The sequence below is a fragment of the Streptomyces sp. MZ04 genome, assembly GCF_004684775.1.
In the GTDB taxonomy this organism is placed as follows: Bacteria; Actinomycetota; Actinomycetes; order Streptomycetales; family Streptomycetaceae; genus Streptomyces.
In genome coordinates this window covers 1-15,929 of the sequence record NZ_SRIC01000068.1, presented here as the reverse complement: position 1 = coordinate 15,929, position 15,929 = coordinate 1, and the positions used below count along the sequence as shown (strand labels likewise).

15 protein-coding genes are annotated in these 15,929 nt (G+C 70.6%); 9 read left to right on the top strand and 6 right to left on the bottom strand.

Annotation, left to right across the window (positions count from 1 at the left end; translation table 11 throughout):
• The first annotated feature begins 46 nt into the window (after positions 1–46).
• A complete protein-coding gene (locus E2651_RS16925; RefSeq protein ID WP_135331979.1) occupies positions 47–1,855 on the top strand; it encodes a GMC family oxidoreductase in 1,809 nt (602 codons plus the stop codon).
• 153 nt (positions 1,856–2,008) lie between these two features.
• Here the strand turns inward: E2651_RS16925 and E2651_RS16920 are convergent, their stop codons facing one another.
• A complete protein-coding gene (locus tag E2651_RS16920) occupies positions 2,009–3,121 on the bottom strand; it encodes an LAETG motif-containing sortase-dependent surface protein (protein ID WP_348541639.1) in 1,113 nt (370 codons plus the stop codon).
• A gap of 260 nt (positions 3,122–3,381) precedes the next feature.
• Here E2651_RS16920 and E2651_RS16915 point away from each other — a divergent pair, with 260 nt between their 5' ends.
• Positions 3,382–3,783 (top strand): hypothetical protein, encoded by a 402-nt coding sequence (locus E2651_RS16915; protein ID WP_245238905.1) that lies wholly within the window; start codon positions 3,382–3,384, stop codon positions 3,781–3,783.
• Between the two features lie 110 nt (positions 3,784–3,893).
• Positions 3,894–4,712, top strand: a complete 819-nt coding sequence (locus E2651_RS16910) for a hypothetical protein (RefSeq protein WP_135331978.1) — start codon at positions 3,894–3,896, stop codon at positions 4,710–4,712.
• Positions 4,713–5,393: 681 nt separating this feature from the next.
• Here the strand turns inward: E2651_RS16910 and E2651_RS16905 are convergent.
• Positions 5,394–5,705, bottom strand: a complete 312-nt coding sequence (locus E2651_RS16905) for a chorismate mutase (protein ID WP_135331977.1) — start codon at positions 5,703–5,705, stop codon at positions 5,394–5,396.
• A gap of 381 nt (positions 5,706–6,086) precedes the next feature.
• Here E2651_RS16905 and guaA point away from each other — a divergent pair, with 381 nt between their 5' ends.
• Positions 6,087–7,673 (top strand): glutamine-hydrolyzing GMP synthase, encoded by a 1,587-nt coding sequence (gene guaA / locus E2651_RS16900; protein WP_135331976.1) that lies wholly within the window; start codon positions 6,087–6,089, stop codon positions 7,671–7,673.
• 80 nt (positions 7,674–7,753) lie between these two features.
• Here guaA and E2651_RS16895 read toward each other — a convergent pair whose 3' ends face one another.
• Positions 7,754–8,227 (bottom strand): pyridoxamine 5'-phosphate oxidase family protein, encoded by a 474-nt coding sequence (locus E2651_RS16895; RefSeq protein WP_135331988.1) that lies wholly within the window; start codon positions 8,225–8,227, stop codon positions 7,754–7,756.
• 154 nt (positions 8,228–8,381) lie between these two features.
• On the opposite strand from E2651_RS16895, the gene E2651_RS16890 reads away from it, so the two are divergent.
• The 3 genes from E2651_RS16890 to E2651_RS16880 all read left to right on the top strand — a co-directional run bounded on the left by E2651_RS16890 (position 8,382) and on the right by E2651_RS16880 (position 11,243).
• Entirely contained in the window at positions 8,382–9,167 is a 786-nt protein-coding gene (locus E2651_RS16890; RefSeq protein WP_135331975.1) for a class II aldolase/adducin family protein, read from the top strand.
• Between the two features lie 157 nt (positions 9,168–9,324).
• The gene (locus E2651_RS16885; protein ID WP_135331974.1) at positions 9,325–10,590 is read left to right on the top strand and encodes a hypothetical protein; all 1,266 of its coding nucleotides are present in this window, start codon (positions 9,325–9,327) and stop codon (positions 10,588–10,590) included.
• A gap of 128 nt (positions 10,591–10,718) precedes the next feature.
• The gene (locus E2651_RS16880; RefSeq protein WP_135331973.1) at positions 10,719–11,243 is read left to right on the top strand and encodes a DoxX family protein; all 525 of its coding nucleotides are present in this window, start codon (positions 10,719–10,721) and stop codon (positions 11,241–11,243) included.
• Between the two features lie 91 nt (positions 11,244–11,334).
• Here the strand turns inward: E2651_RS16880 and E2651_RS45290 are convergent, their stop codons facing one another.
• Together E2651_RS45290 and E2651_RS16870 are read right to left on the bottom strand one after the other, a co-directional pair.
• The gene (locus E2651_RS45290) at positions 11,335–11,658 is read right to left on the bottom strand and encodes a hypothetical protein (RefSeq protein ID WP_245238903.1); all 324 of its coding nucleotides are present in this window, start codon (positions 11,656–11,658) and stop codon (positions 11,335–11,337) included.
• Positions 11,645–12,985 (bottom strand): PspC domain-containing protein, encoded by a 1,341-nt coding sequence (locus E2651_RS16870; RefSeq protein WP_135331972.1) that lies wholly within the window; start codon positions 12,983–12,985, stop codon positions 11,645–11,647. Before E2651_RS16870 ends, E2651_RS45290 begins: the two co-directional genes overlap by 14 nt.
• 184 nt (positions 12,986–13,169) lie before the next feature.
• Between E2651_RS16870 and E2651_RS16865 the strand changes: the two genes are divergently transcribed.
• Together E2651_RS16865 and E2651_RS16860 are read left to right on the top strand one after the other, a co-directional pair.
• Positions 13,170–14,459, top strand: coding sequence for an ATP-binding protein (locus E2651_RS16865; protein WP_135331971.1), 1,290 nt, complete (start codon positions 13,170–13,172; stop codon positions 14,457–14,459).
• 44 nt (positions 14,460–14,503) lie between these two features.
• Complete coding sequence (locus tag E2651_RS16860; protein ID WP_135331987.1) at positions 14,504–15,268, top strand: response regulator transcription factor; 765 nt, start codon at positions 14,504–14,506, stop codon at positions 15,266–15,268.
• A gap of 51 nt (positions 15,269–15,319) precedes the next feature.
• On the opposite strand, the gene E2651_RS43950 is transcribed toward E2651_RS16860, so the two are convergent.
• The coding region (locus tag E2651_RS43950; protein WP_167828813.1) for a hypothetical protein at positions 15,320–15,929 on the bottom strand (610 nt) is incomplete at its 5' end.

The following is a 15,929-nucleotide window of genomic DNA, read 5'->3' as shown; positions in this document are numbered from 1 at the left end:
CATCGAGGTCCTTTCTCTAGAGGTCAGTTCTCAACGAGGAGAGTCAATGTCACAGGAGAGCTCTGTCCCGAACGGGGACAGTGATGATGACGCGTACGACTACGACGTCCTCGTCGTCGGATCCGGCTTCGGCGGTTCAGTCTCCGCCCTGCGGCTGACGGAGAAGGGCTACCGCGTCGGCGTACTCGAAGCGGGGCGCCGCTTCACCCGTGAGTCGCTCCCGAAGAACTCCTGGGATCTCAAGAACTACCTGTGGGCACCGGCGCTCGGTCTCTACGGCATTCAGCGCATCCATCTGCTGGGCAATGTGATGGTGCTGGCGGGGGCGGGCGTCGGCGGAGGTTCGCTGAACTACGCGAACACGCTCTACGTACCCCCCGCGCCGTTCTTCAACGACCCGCAGTGGAAGGACATCACGGACTGGCAGGACGAGCTCAGCCCCTACTACGAGCAGGCCAAGCGCATGCTCGGGGTGCGGCTCAACCCGACCACGACGCCGTCCGACGTCCACCTGAAGGCGGCCGCTCAGGCCATGGGAGTGGGCGACAGCTTCCACATGGCGCCGGTCGGCGTCTTCTTCGGAGACGAGCAGGACGCCTCAGGATCTTCAACGGCCGAGCCCGGCCAGGAAGTTCCCGACCCCTACTTCGGCGGCGCGGGCCCCTCGCGCAAGGCCTGCACCGAGTGCGGCGAGTGCATGACCGGCTGCCGTCACGGCGCGAAGAACACCCTCAACGAGAACTACCTCTACCTGGCGGAGAAGGCCGGCGCCGTCATCCACCCGATGACGTCCGTCGTCACCGTCACCGAGGACTCGCGGGGTGGATTCGCCGTCGCCACCCTGCCCACCGACGACAAACGCAAGGGCAAGGGCCGCACGTTCACGGCCCGCCGCGTCGTCGTCGCCGCGGGCACGTACGGCACGCAGACGCTCCTGCACCGCATGAAGGACAACGGCCTGCTGCCGCGCATCTCGCCCCGGCTCGGCGCACTGACCCGCACCAACTCCGAGGCCCTGGTCGGCGCCCAGACCACCGACCGCCGCTACCGCAAGGCGCACGGCGGCGCGAAGCCCGACTTCACCAAGGGTGTCGCGATCACCTCGTCGATCCACCCGAACGACTCCACGCACATCGAGCCGGTCCGCTACGGCAAGAAGTCCAACGCGATGGGCGGCATGACGATCCTCCAGGTCCCCTACAGCGCGAAGGCGCGCGTGGCGGGCTGGCTCGGCAATGTCGCCAAGCACCCCTGGCTGATGGTCCGTTCGCTCTCCAACCGGCGCTGGTCGGAGCGGACCATCATCGGCCTGGTCATGCAGTCCCTTGACAACTCCTTGATCACGTACCGCAAGGAGAAGGGCATCGGCAAGGGCCTGCTGACCGCCCGGCAGGGCCATGGCGCGCCCAACCCGACCCAGATCCGCGAGGCCACCGACGCCGCGACGCTGCTCGCCAAGGAGATCAACGGCTTCGCGGGGTCGAACGTCGGAGAGCTGATGGGCACCCCGCTGACCGCGCACTTCCTGGGCGGCTGCCCGATCGGCGACTCCGCGGAAACGGGCGTCATCGACCCCTACCACCGCCTCTACGGCCACCCGGGCATCTCGGTCGTCGACGGCGCCGCGGTCTCCGCGAACCTCGGCGTCAATCCGTCCCTCACCATCACGGCGCAGGCCGAGCGCGCGATGTCCTTCTGGCCCAACAAGGGCGGCGATGACACCCGTCCCGCGCAGGGTTCCGCGTACGTACGGCTCGCGGCCGTCGAGCCGAAGACCCCGGCGGTGCCCGCGGACGCGTTCGGCGCGCTGAAGCTGCCGTTCCTGGGGATGCCGGCGGTACCGGCCAAGAAGTAGCGCCCGCGCAAGAAGTAGCGCCCGCGCCCTACTGAACGCGCGCCCTACTGAACGTACGTACGCGAAAGGACCTGCGCCCCCCTCCGAGCGCAGGTCCTTTCGCGTGCTCAGGTGCCGTCGTGAGACGGCGTGCCGCGGTGCGGCGTACCGCGATTACGCGGCGGCGTCGGCCTTCTTGCGGCGGACGACGAAGACGGCGCCCGCACCGGCGACGACGGCGACACCGCCGACGAGACCGATGGTCGGCAGCATCGAGCTCGAGCCGGTCTCGGCGAGGTTGCCGGTGGCCGGGATCTCGTTGGTGCCGCCCTGCGGCGCCTTGCCACCCTGCGGCTTCTTGCCGTCCTGGCCCGGCTTCTCCTCGGCCTCACCCGGGTTCTCGTTGCTGCTGCCGGCCTTCAGGACCGTGAACTCGTAGAACGCGAAGGCGTTGTGCACGCAGTTCGCCTCGGAGTCCAGGTAGCCGCCGAGGCCGAGCGCGTAACCGTCGCCGGCCGGGGCCTTGGCGCTGATGTTGACGCGCAGCTTGATGTCGACCTTCTCCTTGGCGCCCAGCTCGGTGGCGCCGAAGTAGAGACCGCCCGTGACCTCGTCCGCGATGGACTCCCAGGACTTGGAGTCCGGGTTGAAGTACTGGATCTGCGCGTAGTTGGCGAGCCAGTCCTGCTCGTCCTCGCTGTCCGACCAGTTGTCCACGGCGGCCAGCCACTGGACCTCGCCGAGGTCCTCGTCGCTCGGGTTCGACGCGGTCAGCTTGAACTGGTGCCAGCCACTGCCGGCGACGATCTTGCCGGGCAGACCCGAGAGTCCGAGCTCCAGCTTGGAGTCGACGTCGACGCCGTCGTCGTCGACCGGGCAGTCCGTCGGGGCCTCGGTGGGCTCCTCGGTCGGCTTGGCCGTCTCGGTCGGCTTCTGCGTGGGCTCGGCCGACGAGGTGGGCTTGTCCGTCGCGGTCGGCGTGGCCGACTCGGTGGCGGGCGGGGTCGGGGTCGCCGACTCGGTCGCCGTCTCGGACGGGGCCGGGGTCCCGGTCGGCTCGACCGTCTCGGTGGCCGACGCGCTCGGAGTGGGAGTGGTGTCCTCGGTCGCGAAGGCGGCAGGGGCCGACAGCAGCGCGATCGGGGCTATGGCAGCGGTCGCGGCCGCGGCGGCCATGACACGGCGAAGCTTCATGAAGACCTCAGTAAGTCCGGCGTACCGCCTGGTGAGCAGTACGGAGGTGGAGGCCTCCGCGGTGGGGACGCGGGTGTGGCCGTTGTTACGCATGCATGACCCGCGTCCCCTGTGAATGGTTGTCCTCGAACTCACAGAATTCTTATGTGGTTTGGATCACAGGGCCTGGTGGAGGCGTGGGGTGGGGCTGCCGCTCGGACTCCCGCTCGGCCTCCCGCTCGGACTCCCGCTCGGGCCTCCCGCTCGGCCTCCCGCTCGGCCTCCCGGCTTGTGCGGTCGTCGCCGGGTGCCGTAGAAATTCCTCCGCCCGACGGCGAACCGCCGCCGGGCGAGGGGTGTCAGGAGGGGGCGGTGTGACAGTGCCGGACGAGATGCCGGAGGACATACCCGACGAGGTGTGGGAACGGTTCGAGCGCGACAGCCTGCGCGACATCCGTACGTCCGCACCGAAGGAGCCGTCCGCGCGGGCGCGCATGGTGGCCGAGCGGCTGCGGCGCCTGGACGAGGAGGCGGCCCGCCGGCAGGCGGCGGACTCACGGGCGTTGGGCCGCCGGCGCAGGAAGCGCAAGGCGGCGCGGGGGGAGGGGGCCGCCGGGGCGTGGCGGCCCGACGAGTGGCGGTCGGCGCCGACCGGGCCGGGCCGCAGCGCGCGTTCGGAGCGCGCCCGCCGGGTGTGGAGCGTGGTGATCGTGGTGGGCGGCATGGCGCTGGCCATCGTGCTCCTGAGCCCGTTCCGCTTCTGGATGTGGGGCTAGCCCGTTCCGGGGACGCGCGGCGGAAGCGGAACCAGGCGTGTTGATCTTCCGTCGTAGAGGGGGTGCGGGTGACTCCGCGCGGTGCGATACGACATGGGGGGATCGGGAACGTGAAGTCAGCTGTGTCACGCGGCGTGGTGGCCGTGTCGGTCGTGGCGGCCCTCGGCCTGACGGCGGCGTGCAGCGGAAGCGGCGGCGACGGCAAGGGTGATGGCGGCTCCGGCTCCGGCGGGAAGAAGCCGTCGCAGTCCGCGGGGCCTGCCGGGACCTCGGCCGCCGAGAAGCTGGAGAAGTCCGCGCTCGCTACGGGTGACGTCAAGAAGTACAAGGTCGAGAAGGCGTCCGCGGACAAGTCCGCGCCGCCCTCCGCTGCCGTGCGTCCCGGCGAGTGCCGATCGCTTTCGGACATGCTCAGGGCCACCGCGCCCGAGGGCGCGAAGGCACATGTCGTACGGACGTTGAGCAGCACCGACATCGAGGACGCCACGTCGACCGACGTCGAACTGCTGGCGTACGACAAGGCCGGCGCCGAGAAGACGATGAACGCCCTGCGGTCCGCGTCGAAGTCGAAGAAGTGCGCCACCTTCGGGGTCGGCGGTCACCGGTACTTCGGCGTGCGGCCGCAGCCCGCTTCGGTCGGCGGCGACGAGTCCGTCTCGTTCAAGCTCGCGAGCCGCGCGGGTGAGTTCCTGGCCCGGGACAAGGTCACCGTCGTACGCAGCGGCTCGACGCTGATGTCCTTCCACGCGTCGAACGTCTTCGACCCGGAGGCGGTGAAGTCTGCCGGGGAGTCTGCCGGGGAGTCTGCCAGGGACGGCGATCCCGAGGTCGCCGATGCGATCGTGGACGCGCAGCTGGAGAAGGCGGAGAAGGCGGAGAAGGCGGAGAAGGCGGAGAAGGCCGAGAAGGCCGAGAAGGCCGAGAAGTAGCGGCCGGTGCATAGCGAAGGGCCCCGCGGGACGGATCCGCGGGGCCCTTGGCTGTCAGCACCGACGTCAGGGCAGCGTCGGTGCCGCGAAGCGGCGCCGGGGGGAGTGCGCCGCGAGTCTCTGGGGGCGCCGGTGGCCGACCCGGCGCACGAGGGGCGCTCAAGTGGTATCGACCAATGGCAATGGAATTGTGGACTGCCGCGCCGGCGGCTCGTCCCTCTACGCATCGTGCTGGATCTGCCGTTCCCTGCGCAACCGTTTCGACCAGATCTAGACGAACAGGGACAGCTCGGGGGACTGGGGGGTCATCAAGGGCTGCGGGACGGTCGGGGGACTGCTTGGGGGACTGCTTGGGGGACTGCTTGGGGGGACGGAGGCCGGTCGGCTTCGGGCGTCCCCGAAGCCGACCGTTCTCTTGGGTGACCGGGCTGCTGTCCCCTGCCGTCCGGTCACGTCTCTGGAGCGAGGTCCCACGGCGTACACGGTGTGTGCGCCTCATCGCTCCAGCGGAGCCACGCGTGGTTTTCCCGTGCCCGCCCCTGGCTGGCACGGACATCGGGACCAACGAAGCCCCTCCGGAACCGGTCACGCGCCGTACGGGTGAGAGCGGACCCGAACTCAGGTCCGGTGGCACAAGGGTTCCGGGGCCTCCGATGCGACTCCGGTGTGCCTCCGGGAGGCTCAGACCTGGCCCCTGCACAGCTCGAGGAGCGTCATCGCGAGCGACGTGCCGGGCTTGCCGAGCGCGTCCCTGTAGTGGCCGAGGACCTCCATCTCGCGGGAGAGGTTCACGCGGCGGCCGCCCGAGGTGATCCGGGCCTCCTGGATGACGGCCGACACGGCCATCCGTTCCTGGACGAGGCCGATGATGCGGTCGTCGAGCGCGTCGATGCGCTCGCGGGCGTTCTCGATCACATCGGCGGCCTCGGGGGTGCGGGCGCCGGTCTTCTCGGTCGTGGCGGCGGTGGCGGTGGCGGTGGTGGCGGTGCTCATCTGGGGCTCCTCGTCGGATGGGAGGCGGCCCCGGAGCGACAAGGTCCGGAATGCCAGAACGCCCCGGGCCTTGTCGGCCCGGGGCGCCTGGGAAGTCGCTTGTCAGTGGATCAAGCAGCTCGACCATGGCAGCCGGCGGGCCGGTTGCCATAGGTAAAGAGGAAGCTGAGGTGCTTGGTCACGAGGCCAGTATGCCCCCAGGTGCGCGTGCCCGGTCAACACGGTTCCGCCGTGGCTCGGATGCTGAGACGGCCCCGGCAGGGGACTGCTTCCGTCGGATGCGACGAAGGGAGTACTCACGGGCCCGTTAGAATCGACAAAACAGACCCCTTGCACACGCACTGAGCCCCAGCTCACGCTCAACGCCGGAAGGCCGCCGCCGTGCCATCAGCGTCCCCCGCTGCCGCAGCTCCCGACACCGTCCTGGTCGTCGACTTCGGAGCGCAGTACGCCCAGCTCATCGCCCGACGTGTCCGTGAGGCCCGGATCTACAGCGAGATCGTGCCGAGCAGCATGCCGGTCTCCGAGATGCTCGCGAAGAACCCCGCCGCGATCATCCTCTCCGGCGGCCCCTCGTCGGTGTACGCGGAGGAGGCCCCGCGCCTGGACCGCGCGATCTTCGAGGCCGGTGTCCCCGTCTTCGGTATGTGCTACGGCTTCCAGCTGATGGCGACCACCCTCGGTGGCACCGTCGACAACACCGGCGCCCGTGAGTACGGCCGTACGCCGCTCGCCGTCTCCAAGACCGGCTCGACGCTCTTCGAGGGCACCCCGGCCGAGCAGTCCGTGTGGATGTCGCACGGCGACGCGTGCAGCGCGGCGCCCGAGGGCTTCTCCGTCACCGCGTCCACGGACGTCGTGCCGGTCGCGGCCTTCGAGAACGACGAGAAGAAGCTGTACGGCGTGCAGTACCACCCCGAGGTCATGCACTCCACGCACGGCCAGCAGGTGCTCGAGCACTTCCTCTACCGGGGCGCGGGCCTGGCGCCCGACTGGACCACCGGCAACATCGTCGACGAGCAGATCGCCTCGATCCGCGAGCAGGTCGGCAACAAGCGCGCGATCTGCGGCCTCTCCGGCGGCGTCGACTCCGCCGTGGCCGCCGCACTCGTACAGAAGGCCATCGGCTCGCAGCTGACCTGCGTGTATGTCGACCACGGTCTGATGCGCAAGGGCGAGACCGAGCAGGTCGAGAAGGACTTCGTCGCGGCCACGGGCGTCCAGCTCAAGGTCGTCGACGCGCAGGAGCGCTTCCTGAACGCGCTCGCCGGTGTCTCCGACCCGGAGCAGAAGCGGAAGATCATCGGCCGCGAGTTCATCCGCGTCTTCGAGCAGGCCCAGGCGGAGATCGTGGCCGAGGCGCCGGGCGACCAGCCCGTCGAGTTCCTCGTCCAGGGCACGCTCTACCCGGACGTCGTCGAGTCCGGCGGCGGCACCGGCACCGCCAACATCAAGTCCCACCACAACGTGGGCGGCCTCCCCGAGGACCTCGAGTTCCAGCTGATCGAGCCGCTGCGTCAGCTCTTCAAGGACGAGGTGCGGATGGTCGGGCAGGAGCTCGGTCTGCCGGACGAGATCGTCCAGCGCCAGCCCTTCCCGGGCCCCGGCCTCGGCATCCGCATCGTCGGCGAGGTCACGAAGGACCGTCTCGACCTCCTCCGCGACGCCGACGCGATCGCCCGCGAGGAGCTGACCGCCGCCGGTCTCGACCGTGACATCTGGCAGTGCCCCGTCGTGCTGCTCGCGGACGTGCGCAGCGTGGGTGTGCAGGGCGACGGCCGCACGTACGGCCACCCGATCGTGCTGCGGCCCGTCTCCTCCGAGGACGCCATGACCGCCGACTGGTCGCGCCTTCCGTACGAGGTCCTCGCGAAGATCTCGACGCGCATCACGAACGAGGTCGCCGACGTCAACCGCGTCGTCCTCGACGTGACGAGCAAGCCGCCGGGCACCATCGAGTGGGAGTAGTCCCACAGGGCTTACTGCGGACCGTCCCGCAGGGCTGAAACGGCGCCGTCCACTTCTGCGGGCGGCGCCGTTCGCGTACGTCAGGTCCGCCTGGTCGTCCGCGCGGGCGCACCCGGCTTCCACAGCCGCACCGCCAGATACTTCTCGTCCTCGATATACGTACGGACCACCTCCGTCAGCTCCGTGCGGAACAGGTGGAACGGCTCCGGCGGCGCGACCTCTCCCACATACCGGGCGATGACCTCGGGGTCCTTCACCTCGATCGCCCGCCCGGCGATCCGGATGTCGCCGCCCGCCATCTCCGTGCCCGGTCCCGGGTTGGCCTGGAGCGCGAAGCGCGGGTCGCGCCGCAGATCCACTGCCTTCATCGAGTTCGGCATCATGCCGAGCCACAACTCGCCGTACAGGAAACGGACTTCGAGCCCTGTGGTGCGCGGCGACCCGTCCTTGCGGAGCGTGGCGATGACGTGGTGGGTGAAGAGGCCGAAGCGCTCCTCGGCGGTCCGTGCGAAGTCGGGTTCCGCCGCGGCGAAGGCTGCCCAGTTCGATGTCATACGGCTCGATGTCATACGGCGAGTGTGGCGCCGATTCCCGACATCTTCTGTCCTGCTTCGCGTCCCGATTGCGCACTGTCTTCACAGGGACCCCCTGTCTTCCTGCGCTGACCAGCGGTAGCTTCCGCTCCGTACAGCGAGGGATGGAGGAACCATGCAGGCGCCCACACCGATACCCGTCGAAAAGCTGCAGTTCGCGATGCCGCCCGTGCACGACTCGATGGCGGACGAACGGCGGTACCGCAAGGAGCGGCTCGCCGGGGCGCTGCGGGTCTTCGGGCGGCTCGGCTACGAGGACGGGGTGTCCGGACACATCACGGCGCGCGACCCGGAGTACGACGACTGCTTCTGGGTGAACCCCTTCGGGATGCCCTTCAAGCACATCACCGTGGGCGATCTGGTCCTCGCCAACGCCGAGGGGCAGGTCGTCGAGGGCCGCCACCACGTCAACCAGGCGGCCTTCACCGTCCACGCGCAGGCGCATCTGGCGCGGCCCGACGTCGTCGCCGTCGCCCACTGCCACTCGGTGCACGGCCGCGCGCTCTCCACTCTCGGCGAACTCCTCGACCCCATCACCCAGGAGGCCTGTGCCTTCTACGCGAGCCACGCGCTGTACGACGGCTACACCGGCGTCGTCGTCGACGAGAAGGAGGGCAAGCGCATCGCGGCCGCGCTCGGCGACCACAAGGCCGTCATCCTGCGCAACCACGGCCTTCTCACGGTCGGCGACTCCGTGGACGCCGCCGCCTGGTGGTTCATCACCATGGAACGCTCCTGCCAGGTCCAGCTCAGCGCCCGGGCCGCGGGCCGCCCGATCCTGATCGGCCACAACCAGGCCGAGGCGACGCGCGACCAGCTCGGCAGCGATCTGGTGGCGTGGATCAACTACCAGCCGCTGTGGCAGGACATCAGCCGCAGCGAACCGGATCTGCTCACCTGAGGCAGTGCTCCCCTCCGTCAACCTCGGCGCACCGCCCTCACCTGCCCTGACCTGACCCGAGGGGCCTGATCGTCTTTCCATACGGCACAATCCCCTTTCATCGCAAGGAAGTTCACGGATCGGTGCTCGCGCGAGGGCGGGGAAGGCGGCGTACGCGGTGGCGGTGCAGGAGGCGCGGCAGGGCGCGCACGGGGGTGGCTGCACATGCGGTGACTGCCCGCACGGTGCGCGCGAGGGACACCGGCGGGCCGTCGCCGCGTTCCTCGCCAAGCGCGACGAGCTGGCCGCGGGGGAGGGCCTTCCCGCGGCGGTCGCGCACTCCGCGGGCGCTTCCCGGCAGTGGGTGTCGGACGAGCTGACCCAGTCCGCGCACGCCGTCGCCGAACGCGGCCGGGCCGAGGGCGAGGCCTGGCTCGGCCTGCTGTGGCGGCGCACGGCCGGTGTCGTCTGGGGAGCCGTGGGCGTGCTGCTCCTGGTCCAGGCACTCACCGCGATCGGCACCGGGTGGACGCTCGCCCGCACGGCCGGACTCCTGTCGGCCGTGGTCGTGGGCGGCCTGCTGACCGGCGCCGGACATCTGCACCGGGCGCGCGGCGGTGTCCTCGCGCCGGTGATAGGCGAGGACAACCGCCTCTCCACCTCCCGTGCCGTGGCGGCCTGCTGGGTCCTCCTCGTCGTCTTCGCCGTGCTCGTCCTCGCCGGGCAGCTGGCCGGTGCCTCCGGGCACCGGCAGCGGGATGAACTGATCGCCGGTCTCGAACTCGCCCGCGCCGCCGGCGCCGTGACCGTCCTCGCCGTGGTGTGCGGGGTCGCCGTGCTCGTCCGGCGCGTGGTGGGCCTGCGTGTCCTCGGCCAGCGGCTGCAGAAGGTGCCGGCCCATCGGCCCCGAGCCGCCGATCTGCTCACCGACGACGCGGGCCGCGGCAGCTTCGCGGACACGCAGTACGTCCTGGTCAGCGCCGTCGCCATCGTCTTCGCCGCGGTACGGCTCGCGCGCCGCCCCGAACAGCTGCCCGACCTGCCGTGGGGGCTCGCGCTGCTCGTCCTGGTGTCGGCGGCGACATACCTGGCGGGCAAGTACGCCGAGGGCGGCCGCCCGGTGATCCTCTCCGTGGTGCGGGCCCGCGAGGCGGGCGACCTCGACGCCCCCATCCGCACCGGCGACGACATCGAGATCCGCGGCGCCGGATTCGTACCGCCCGGCGCGCAGAGCGCCGACCGCCTCGCCCGTATGGTCGTCCGCATCGGAACCGTCCACGTCCATGTGCCGCTCGTCCCCGTGCCGGGCGGATTCACCAACCCGACCGACGCGGCCCTGACCGTCCCCGTCCCGGTCGACGTGGAGCCGGGCCCCGTCGACGTCCAGGTGATCACCGCGGCGGGCGTGGAGACGAACCGGTGCACGATCGACGTCACGGACTGAACCCGGCACGGCAACGGATCTGTTCTCGCGAATTCGGTGTACGCCACTGAGCAGGGCCCCCTCTTCGTACGTATCGTCTGATGACGGGTCTATGGGCGAGACGGTCAACGGGAGAGGCGGCGAAAGCGATGGCTCACGGCATGCGCACCGACAGCCACACCAGCTACGTCAGAAGCAACGGCTGGAGGGAGAGCGCTTCCCGCTACGCCCTGCTCCCGCTCCGCGTCTTCCTCGGCGTCACCTTCATCTACGCCGGCCTGGACAAGATCACCGACAGCGCGTTCATGTCCGCCAGCGGCGCCGGATCCATCGGCGAGATGATGGAGGGCGTCCGCGACATCTCCGCCATCCCTGCCCTCGTCGACCTCTCCCTCAAGAGCCCCGTCGGCTTCGGCTACGCCATCGCCCTCGGTGAACTCGCCGTCGGCATCGGCACCCTGGTCGGCCTGCTCGCCCGGATCGCGGCGCTCGGTGGTGCGCTGATCTCGCTCAGCCTCTGGCTGACCGTGAGCTGGTCCACCGAGCCCTACTACTACGGCAACGACCTGGCGTACCTGATGGCCTGGCTGCCCCTGATCCTCGCCGGGGCGTCCGTCTTCTCGGCCGACGCGATGCTCGCGACCCGGCGCAGGCGGGCCTCGGGGCTCCTCTAACCTCGGGGTCCACCCAGACGTTCGGGCCGGACGCTCAGATGTTTCGGGCCGGACGCTCGGCCAGCTCGGCCGCACGTCCCCTGGACGTCCGTCAGCCGTCGGTGGAGTCGTCGGGCGACCGGTCCGCCGGGCGGCCGGGTATGTGGTCCGCGGGGCGGTCGGTCGAGTCGTCGCCTGAGCGGTCGGTCGAGGGGTCCGTCGAACGGTCCGTCGAGCGGTGGCGGGGTCGGCCGCGTATGCCGTAGGCCACGGCTGCCGCCGCGCCGCCGAGCAGCAGGCCCGCAAGCAGCACGGGGAACGCCACGAACCACGGCGTGTCCCAGATGCCGCCCGCGTCACCCGCGTAGGCGATCGCCGCTATCAGCAGGAACAGGCCCAGGACCAGCTTGCCGGGATGGAACTCATGACGTAGCACGGGTCACCTCCGCCTGTCCGATGCCCACTTTGACGTTCAGCTCAAGTGTGCCGCCGTCCTTGCTGCCCGCGGGCGGGTCCAACGTCACCGTCTTCTCCTTGCCCGGAGCGATGTCCACATCTCTGTCGCGGTCGTCCGGCAACTGGATGTCGCCGACGCCGACTTCGACGTTCAGCTTCACCGTGCTGTCCTTCGGCACGATCACCTTCAGCTGTCCGGCCCCCATCTCGGCACTCGTCGTCACCGTCCGGTCCTTGCCGGGGCCGGCGCGGCTCAGGTCGAGGGTGCCGATGCCCGTACCCAGCTCGTAACTGGGCCGGACCTGCTCGGCCGTGGCCGGTTTCCATTCCGTGCGCGCCCAGGTGGTGCTGATGTCCTTGGGCAGCGCGGCCGCGCCCGCGAGCAGCAGGGCCGTGATCACCGCGAGGATGATCGAGCCCACCCCCGTGCGCCCGGCGAAGGCGCTGACGGCGATGCCGATCGCGAAGACGGCGAGCGCGCACGCGAGGCCAGTCTGCAGGCTGGTGCCCAGCGCCTGGTCCTCCCACGTCAGGCCCGTGCCGAGGCCGCCCGCGAGCAGTGCCGTCAGGAAGACCGAGCCGCCGATCCAGCGCGGCCCGCGCGGCTTGGGCCGAGGGGCGGGAGCCGCGGGTTCGCCCTGCCGTATCCGACCGTGCGGGGGATCCGGCCGGTACTCGACGCTCACTCCCTCCGGCCCCCAGAAGTAGCCCGAGATCCCGTCGTGCGTGCCGTCCTTGACGATCGGGTCCCGCCACCACGAGGGGGCCCCGGCCACCGGCGGTGCCTTCGCCTCGGGCGGGGCGTCCGCGACGGTCTGTGCCGCCACCGGGTCGGGGTCGGTCAGGCCGCGCTGCCGCGACCAGTACCCCGCGCCCGCGAGGAGCAGGGCGAGCACGGCGGCGAAGGTGAGCGCCCCGCCGTTGTTCAGCAGAGACAGGAAGACTCCGCAGCCGACGAGCGCAAAGAGCACGGCCGTCAGAGCCTGGCCGTCGACGCGGCCGGAGAGCAGCCTGCGCGCCTCGTTCTCCTCCTCGTCGTCGAAGGGGACGAACAGCCACGCGAAGCCGTAGAAGACAAGGCCGAGCCCGCTGGTGACCGAGAGGACCGCGAGGCCGATCCGGAAGATCACCGGATCCATGTCGCAGTGCCGTCCGAGCCCCGCGCACACGCCGCCCAGCTTCTTCTGCCGCCGGTCACGGCGGAAGTTCCGCACGCCCGCGGGGCCGCCCGGCTCCCGCGCCGTGGCGGACAGCGGATCGCGCTGCGCGGCCTGCGGGCCCGTCCCGGCGGGCTGCTCGTCTGTCATGTGTCCATGGTGACGGGCGGGAGGCCGCGACGGCAGTCGGAACAACCCTGGCCGAACCCTGATATCACCCCTGACACATCCCTGCCCCGACCTGCGCACACGGTTCGTCCGGGTCGGAGATCAGGGGAGTCTCGGGGGTCGACCCTGATGCCCGCGCCCGCGTACGCGTGTGAATATCGGAGACATGCCGGAAGCCGCAGCAGTATCCATCGAAGACGAGCGGCCGCTGCGAAAGCTCTACCGCAGCGGTGACGGCCGTTGGCTCGGCGGAGTCGCGCGCGGCCTCGCAGGGCACCTCGGGCTGCCTGTCGTCTGGGTGCGGCTGATCTTCGTCGGGCTGTTCATGGCGGACGGGCTCGGCGCGCTGTTGTACGCGGCGTTCTGGTTCTTCGTGCCGCTGGGCGTCGGCGGTGTCGATGCCCAGCGCGCGCCCTCCGCCGTCACCACCGAGACGACGGCCGACGGACGCCGCAGACTCGTGGCCCGCAAGCCGGACAAGGGTCAGCTCGTCGCGCTGCTCGCGATGGTCGTCGTCGCCATGGTCTTCGTCGGCAATGTGGACCTGGGCAGTTCCACCAAGGCCTATCTCGTGCCGACCCTGCTCGTCGCCGCCGGTGTCGCCCTGGTCTGGCGCCAGGCCGACAACGCCCGCCGGGCCCGCTGGATGGCGGTCGGCCGCCGTCGGCGCACGCTGACCATCGCCCGCGCGGCGGCCGGTGTGCTGCTCGTCGGCGCCGGTGTCTCCGGCATCGTCGTGCTGCAGGGCTCGACCTCGCACCTCAGCGCCGTGCTGCAGGCGGCGCTCGCCGTGCTCGTCGGCGTCGCCCTGCTCGCCGGCCCCTATCTCGTACGCATGATGCAGGACCTCTCCGAGGAGCGCCTGATGCGGATCCGCGCCCAGGAGCGGGCGGAGGTCGCCGCCCATGTGCACGACTCGGTGCTGCACACCCTGACCCTGATCCAGCGCAACGCGGAGAGCGCCTCGGAGGTGCGCAGGCTGGCCCGCGCCCAGGAGCGCGACCTGCGCCAATGGCTCTACAAACCGGAGGGCACGGGCAAGGACGAGGACGAGGAGCCCGACACCCTCGCAGAGGCGGTCCGGCGCAACGCCGCGGAGGTCGAGGACAAGCACGGCGTCCCCATCGAGGTCGTCATAGTCGGCGACTGCCCGCTCGACGACAGGCTGTCCGCACAGATGCAGGCCGCGCGGGAAGCGATGGTGAACGCCGCCAAGTACGGTGGCGAGGGCGGTGCGGTGCAGGTCTTCGCCGAAGTGGAGGGGGAGACGGTGTTCGTGTCCGTCCGGGACCGTGGCCCCGGGTTCGATCTGGATTCCGTGCCGGACGACCGCATGGGCGTACGAGAATCGATCATCGGCCGTATGCAGCGCAACGGCGGCACGGCGCGGCTGCGCGCGGTGCCGGGGGGCGGCACGGAAGTCGAGCTGGAGATGGAGAGGACGGCGATGACATGAGCGATGCGAGTGAGCCCGTGGGGCCCAGGGGCGGATCAGAGGGTGTGGCCGAGCCGTCCGCGGCCGAGCCGGACACGACGGTAGGGGCGACCGAACCGGCCCAGGCCACCGATGCGGCCGGTGCTGCCGTCGGCGGTGACCAGGAGGGGCGCCGGGTGCGTGTCGTTCTCGTCGACGACCACCGGATGTTCCGTACGGGTGTGCAGGCGGAGATCGGCAGGACCGCGATCACGGGCGTCGAGGTCGTCGGTGAGGCCGCCGATGTCGACCAGGCGGTCACCGTCATCACGACGACGCGTCCTGAGGTCGTGCTCCTCGACGTGCACCTTCCTGGCGGCGGCGGGGTCGAAGTGCTGCGCCGTTGCGCGCCGTTGATGTCCGACGCCGAGAGCCCGGTGCGGTTCCTCGCGCTCTCCGTGTCCGACGCCGCCGAGGACGTCATCGGAGTCATCCGTGGCGGCGCCCGCGGCTATGTCACCAAGACCATCACCGGCACCGACCTGGTCGACTCCGTCTTCCGTGTGCAGGACGGCGACGCGGTGTTCTCGCCGAGGCTCGCCGGGTTCGTCCTCGACGCCTTCGCGTCGACCGACGCGCCTCCGGTGGACGAGGACCTGGACCGTCTCACCCAGCGCGAGCGCGAGGTGCTGCGGCTCATCGCGCGCGGGTACGCGTACAAGGAGATCGCCAAGCAGCTCTTCATCTCCGTGAAGACGGTGGAGTCGCATGTGTCGGCGGTGCTGAGGAAGCTGCAGCTGTCCAACCGGCACGAGCTGACGCGATGGGCGACGGCGCGGCGCCTGGTCTGAGGAGGGGGCGGCGGCCGGTCCGGTCCCGAAGGTCGGGCAGCCGGTCGGCTGTCAGCGGTGTGCGCCGCCCGCGATCGCGGGCGGGGTCAACTTCCGTACCGCCCAACGGTAGTGGCCGACCGCCTTCGTGATGCCGATCAGGCCCGTCAGCCACAGGACGAGGCCGGCGCCCATGCCGAGGGCGACATCGCCGTAGGAGTCGCGTCCCGGCTCGGCGTAGGCGGCGGCAGCGAAGGACGCCCAGATGCCGAGCGCGCACACGACGAAGGAACCGAGGAGCCAGCAGAGGCTCAGGCCCGGGGAGCGGAGCGCGGAGTCTGCCGTCGGGTGGCTCTCCAAATCCAGCCAGGCGTCGGTGAGTTCGCGTATCCGCCGGTCCCGCCGGATGCCGAGGACTACGCCGATCACCGAGGGTACGAGCGCTCCGAGGCCCAGAACGGCGCAGACCGGGCCCATGACGATCACCATCGCGTCGTGGTCCTCGGCCATCTGGACCGGCAGCGTCAGGAGCGACCACCCGATGACGCCGCCGAGCCCCAACAGCCAGAGCAGCAGCAGCCGGTGCACTCCCAGGCTCCGCCTGCGCAGTTCTTCGAGTGCCATGCCGCGGTCGGCGAGCAGCGCGTTCCTGTCCGGCCAGGTGCGCAGGCTGTCTCTTATA

Excerpts from the sequence above, each read along its gene's own strand:
- E2651_RS16925 (WP_135331979.1), top strand. The coding sequence starts at position 47 with ATGTCACAGGAGAGCTCTGTCCCGAACGGGGACAGTGATGATGACGCG.
- E2651_RS16920 (WP_348541639.1), bottom strand. The coding sequence starts at position 3,121 with ATGCGTAACAACGGCCACACCCGCGTCCCCACCGCGGAGGCCTCCACC.
- E2651_RS16905 (WP_135331977.1), bottom strand. The coding sequence starts at position 5,705 with ATGAGCACCGCCACCACCGCCACCGCCACCGCCGCCACGACCGAGAAG.
- E2651_RS16895 (WP_135331988.1), bottom strand. The coding sequence starts at position 8,227 with ATGACATCGAACTGGGCAGCCTTCGCCGCGGCGGAACCCGACTTCGCA.
- E2651_RS16890 (WP_135331975.1), top strand. The coding sequence starts at position 8,382 with ATGCAGGCGCCCACACCGATACCCGTCGAAAAGCTGCAGTTCGCGATG.
- E2651_RS16880 (WP_135331973.1), top strand. The coding sequence starts at position 10,719 with ATGGCTCACGGCATGCGCACCGACAGCCACACCAGCTACGTCAGAAGC.
- E2651_RS16870 (WP_135331972.1), bottom strand. The coding sequence starts at position 12,985 with ATGACAGACGAGCAGCCCGCCGGGACGGGCCCGCAGGCCGCGCAGCGC.
- E2651_RS16865 (WP_135331971.1), top strand. The coding sequence starts at position 13,170 with ATGCCGGAAGCCGCAGCAGTATCCATCGAAGACGAGCGGCCGCTGCGA.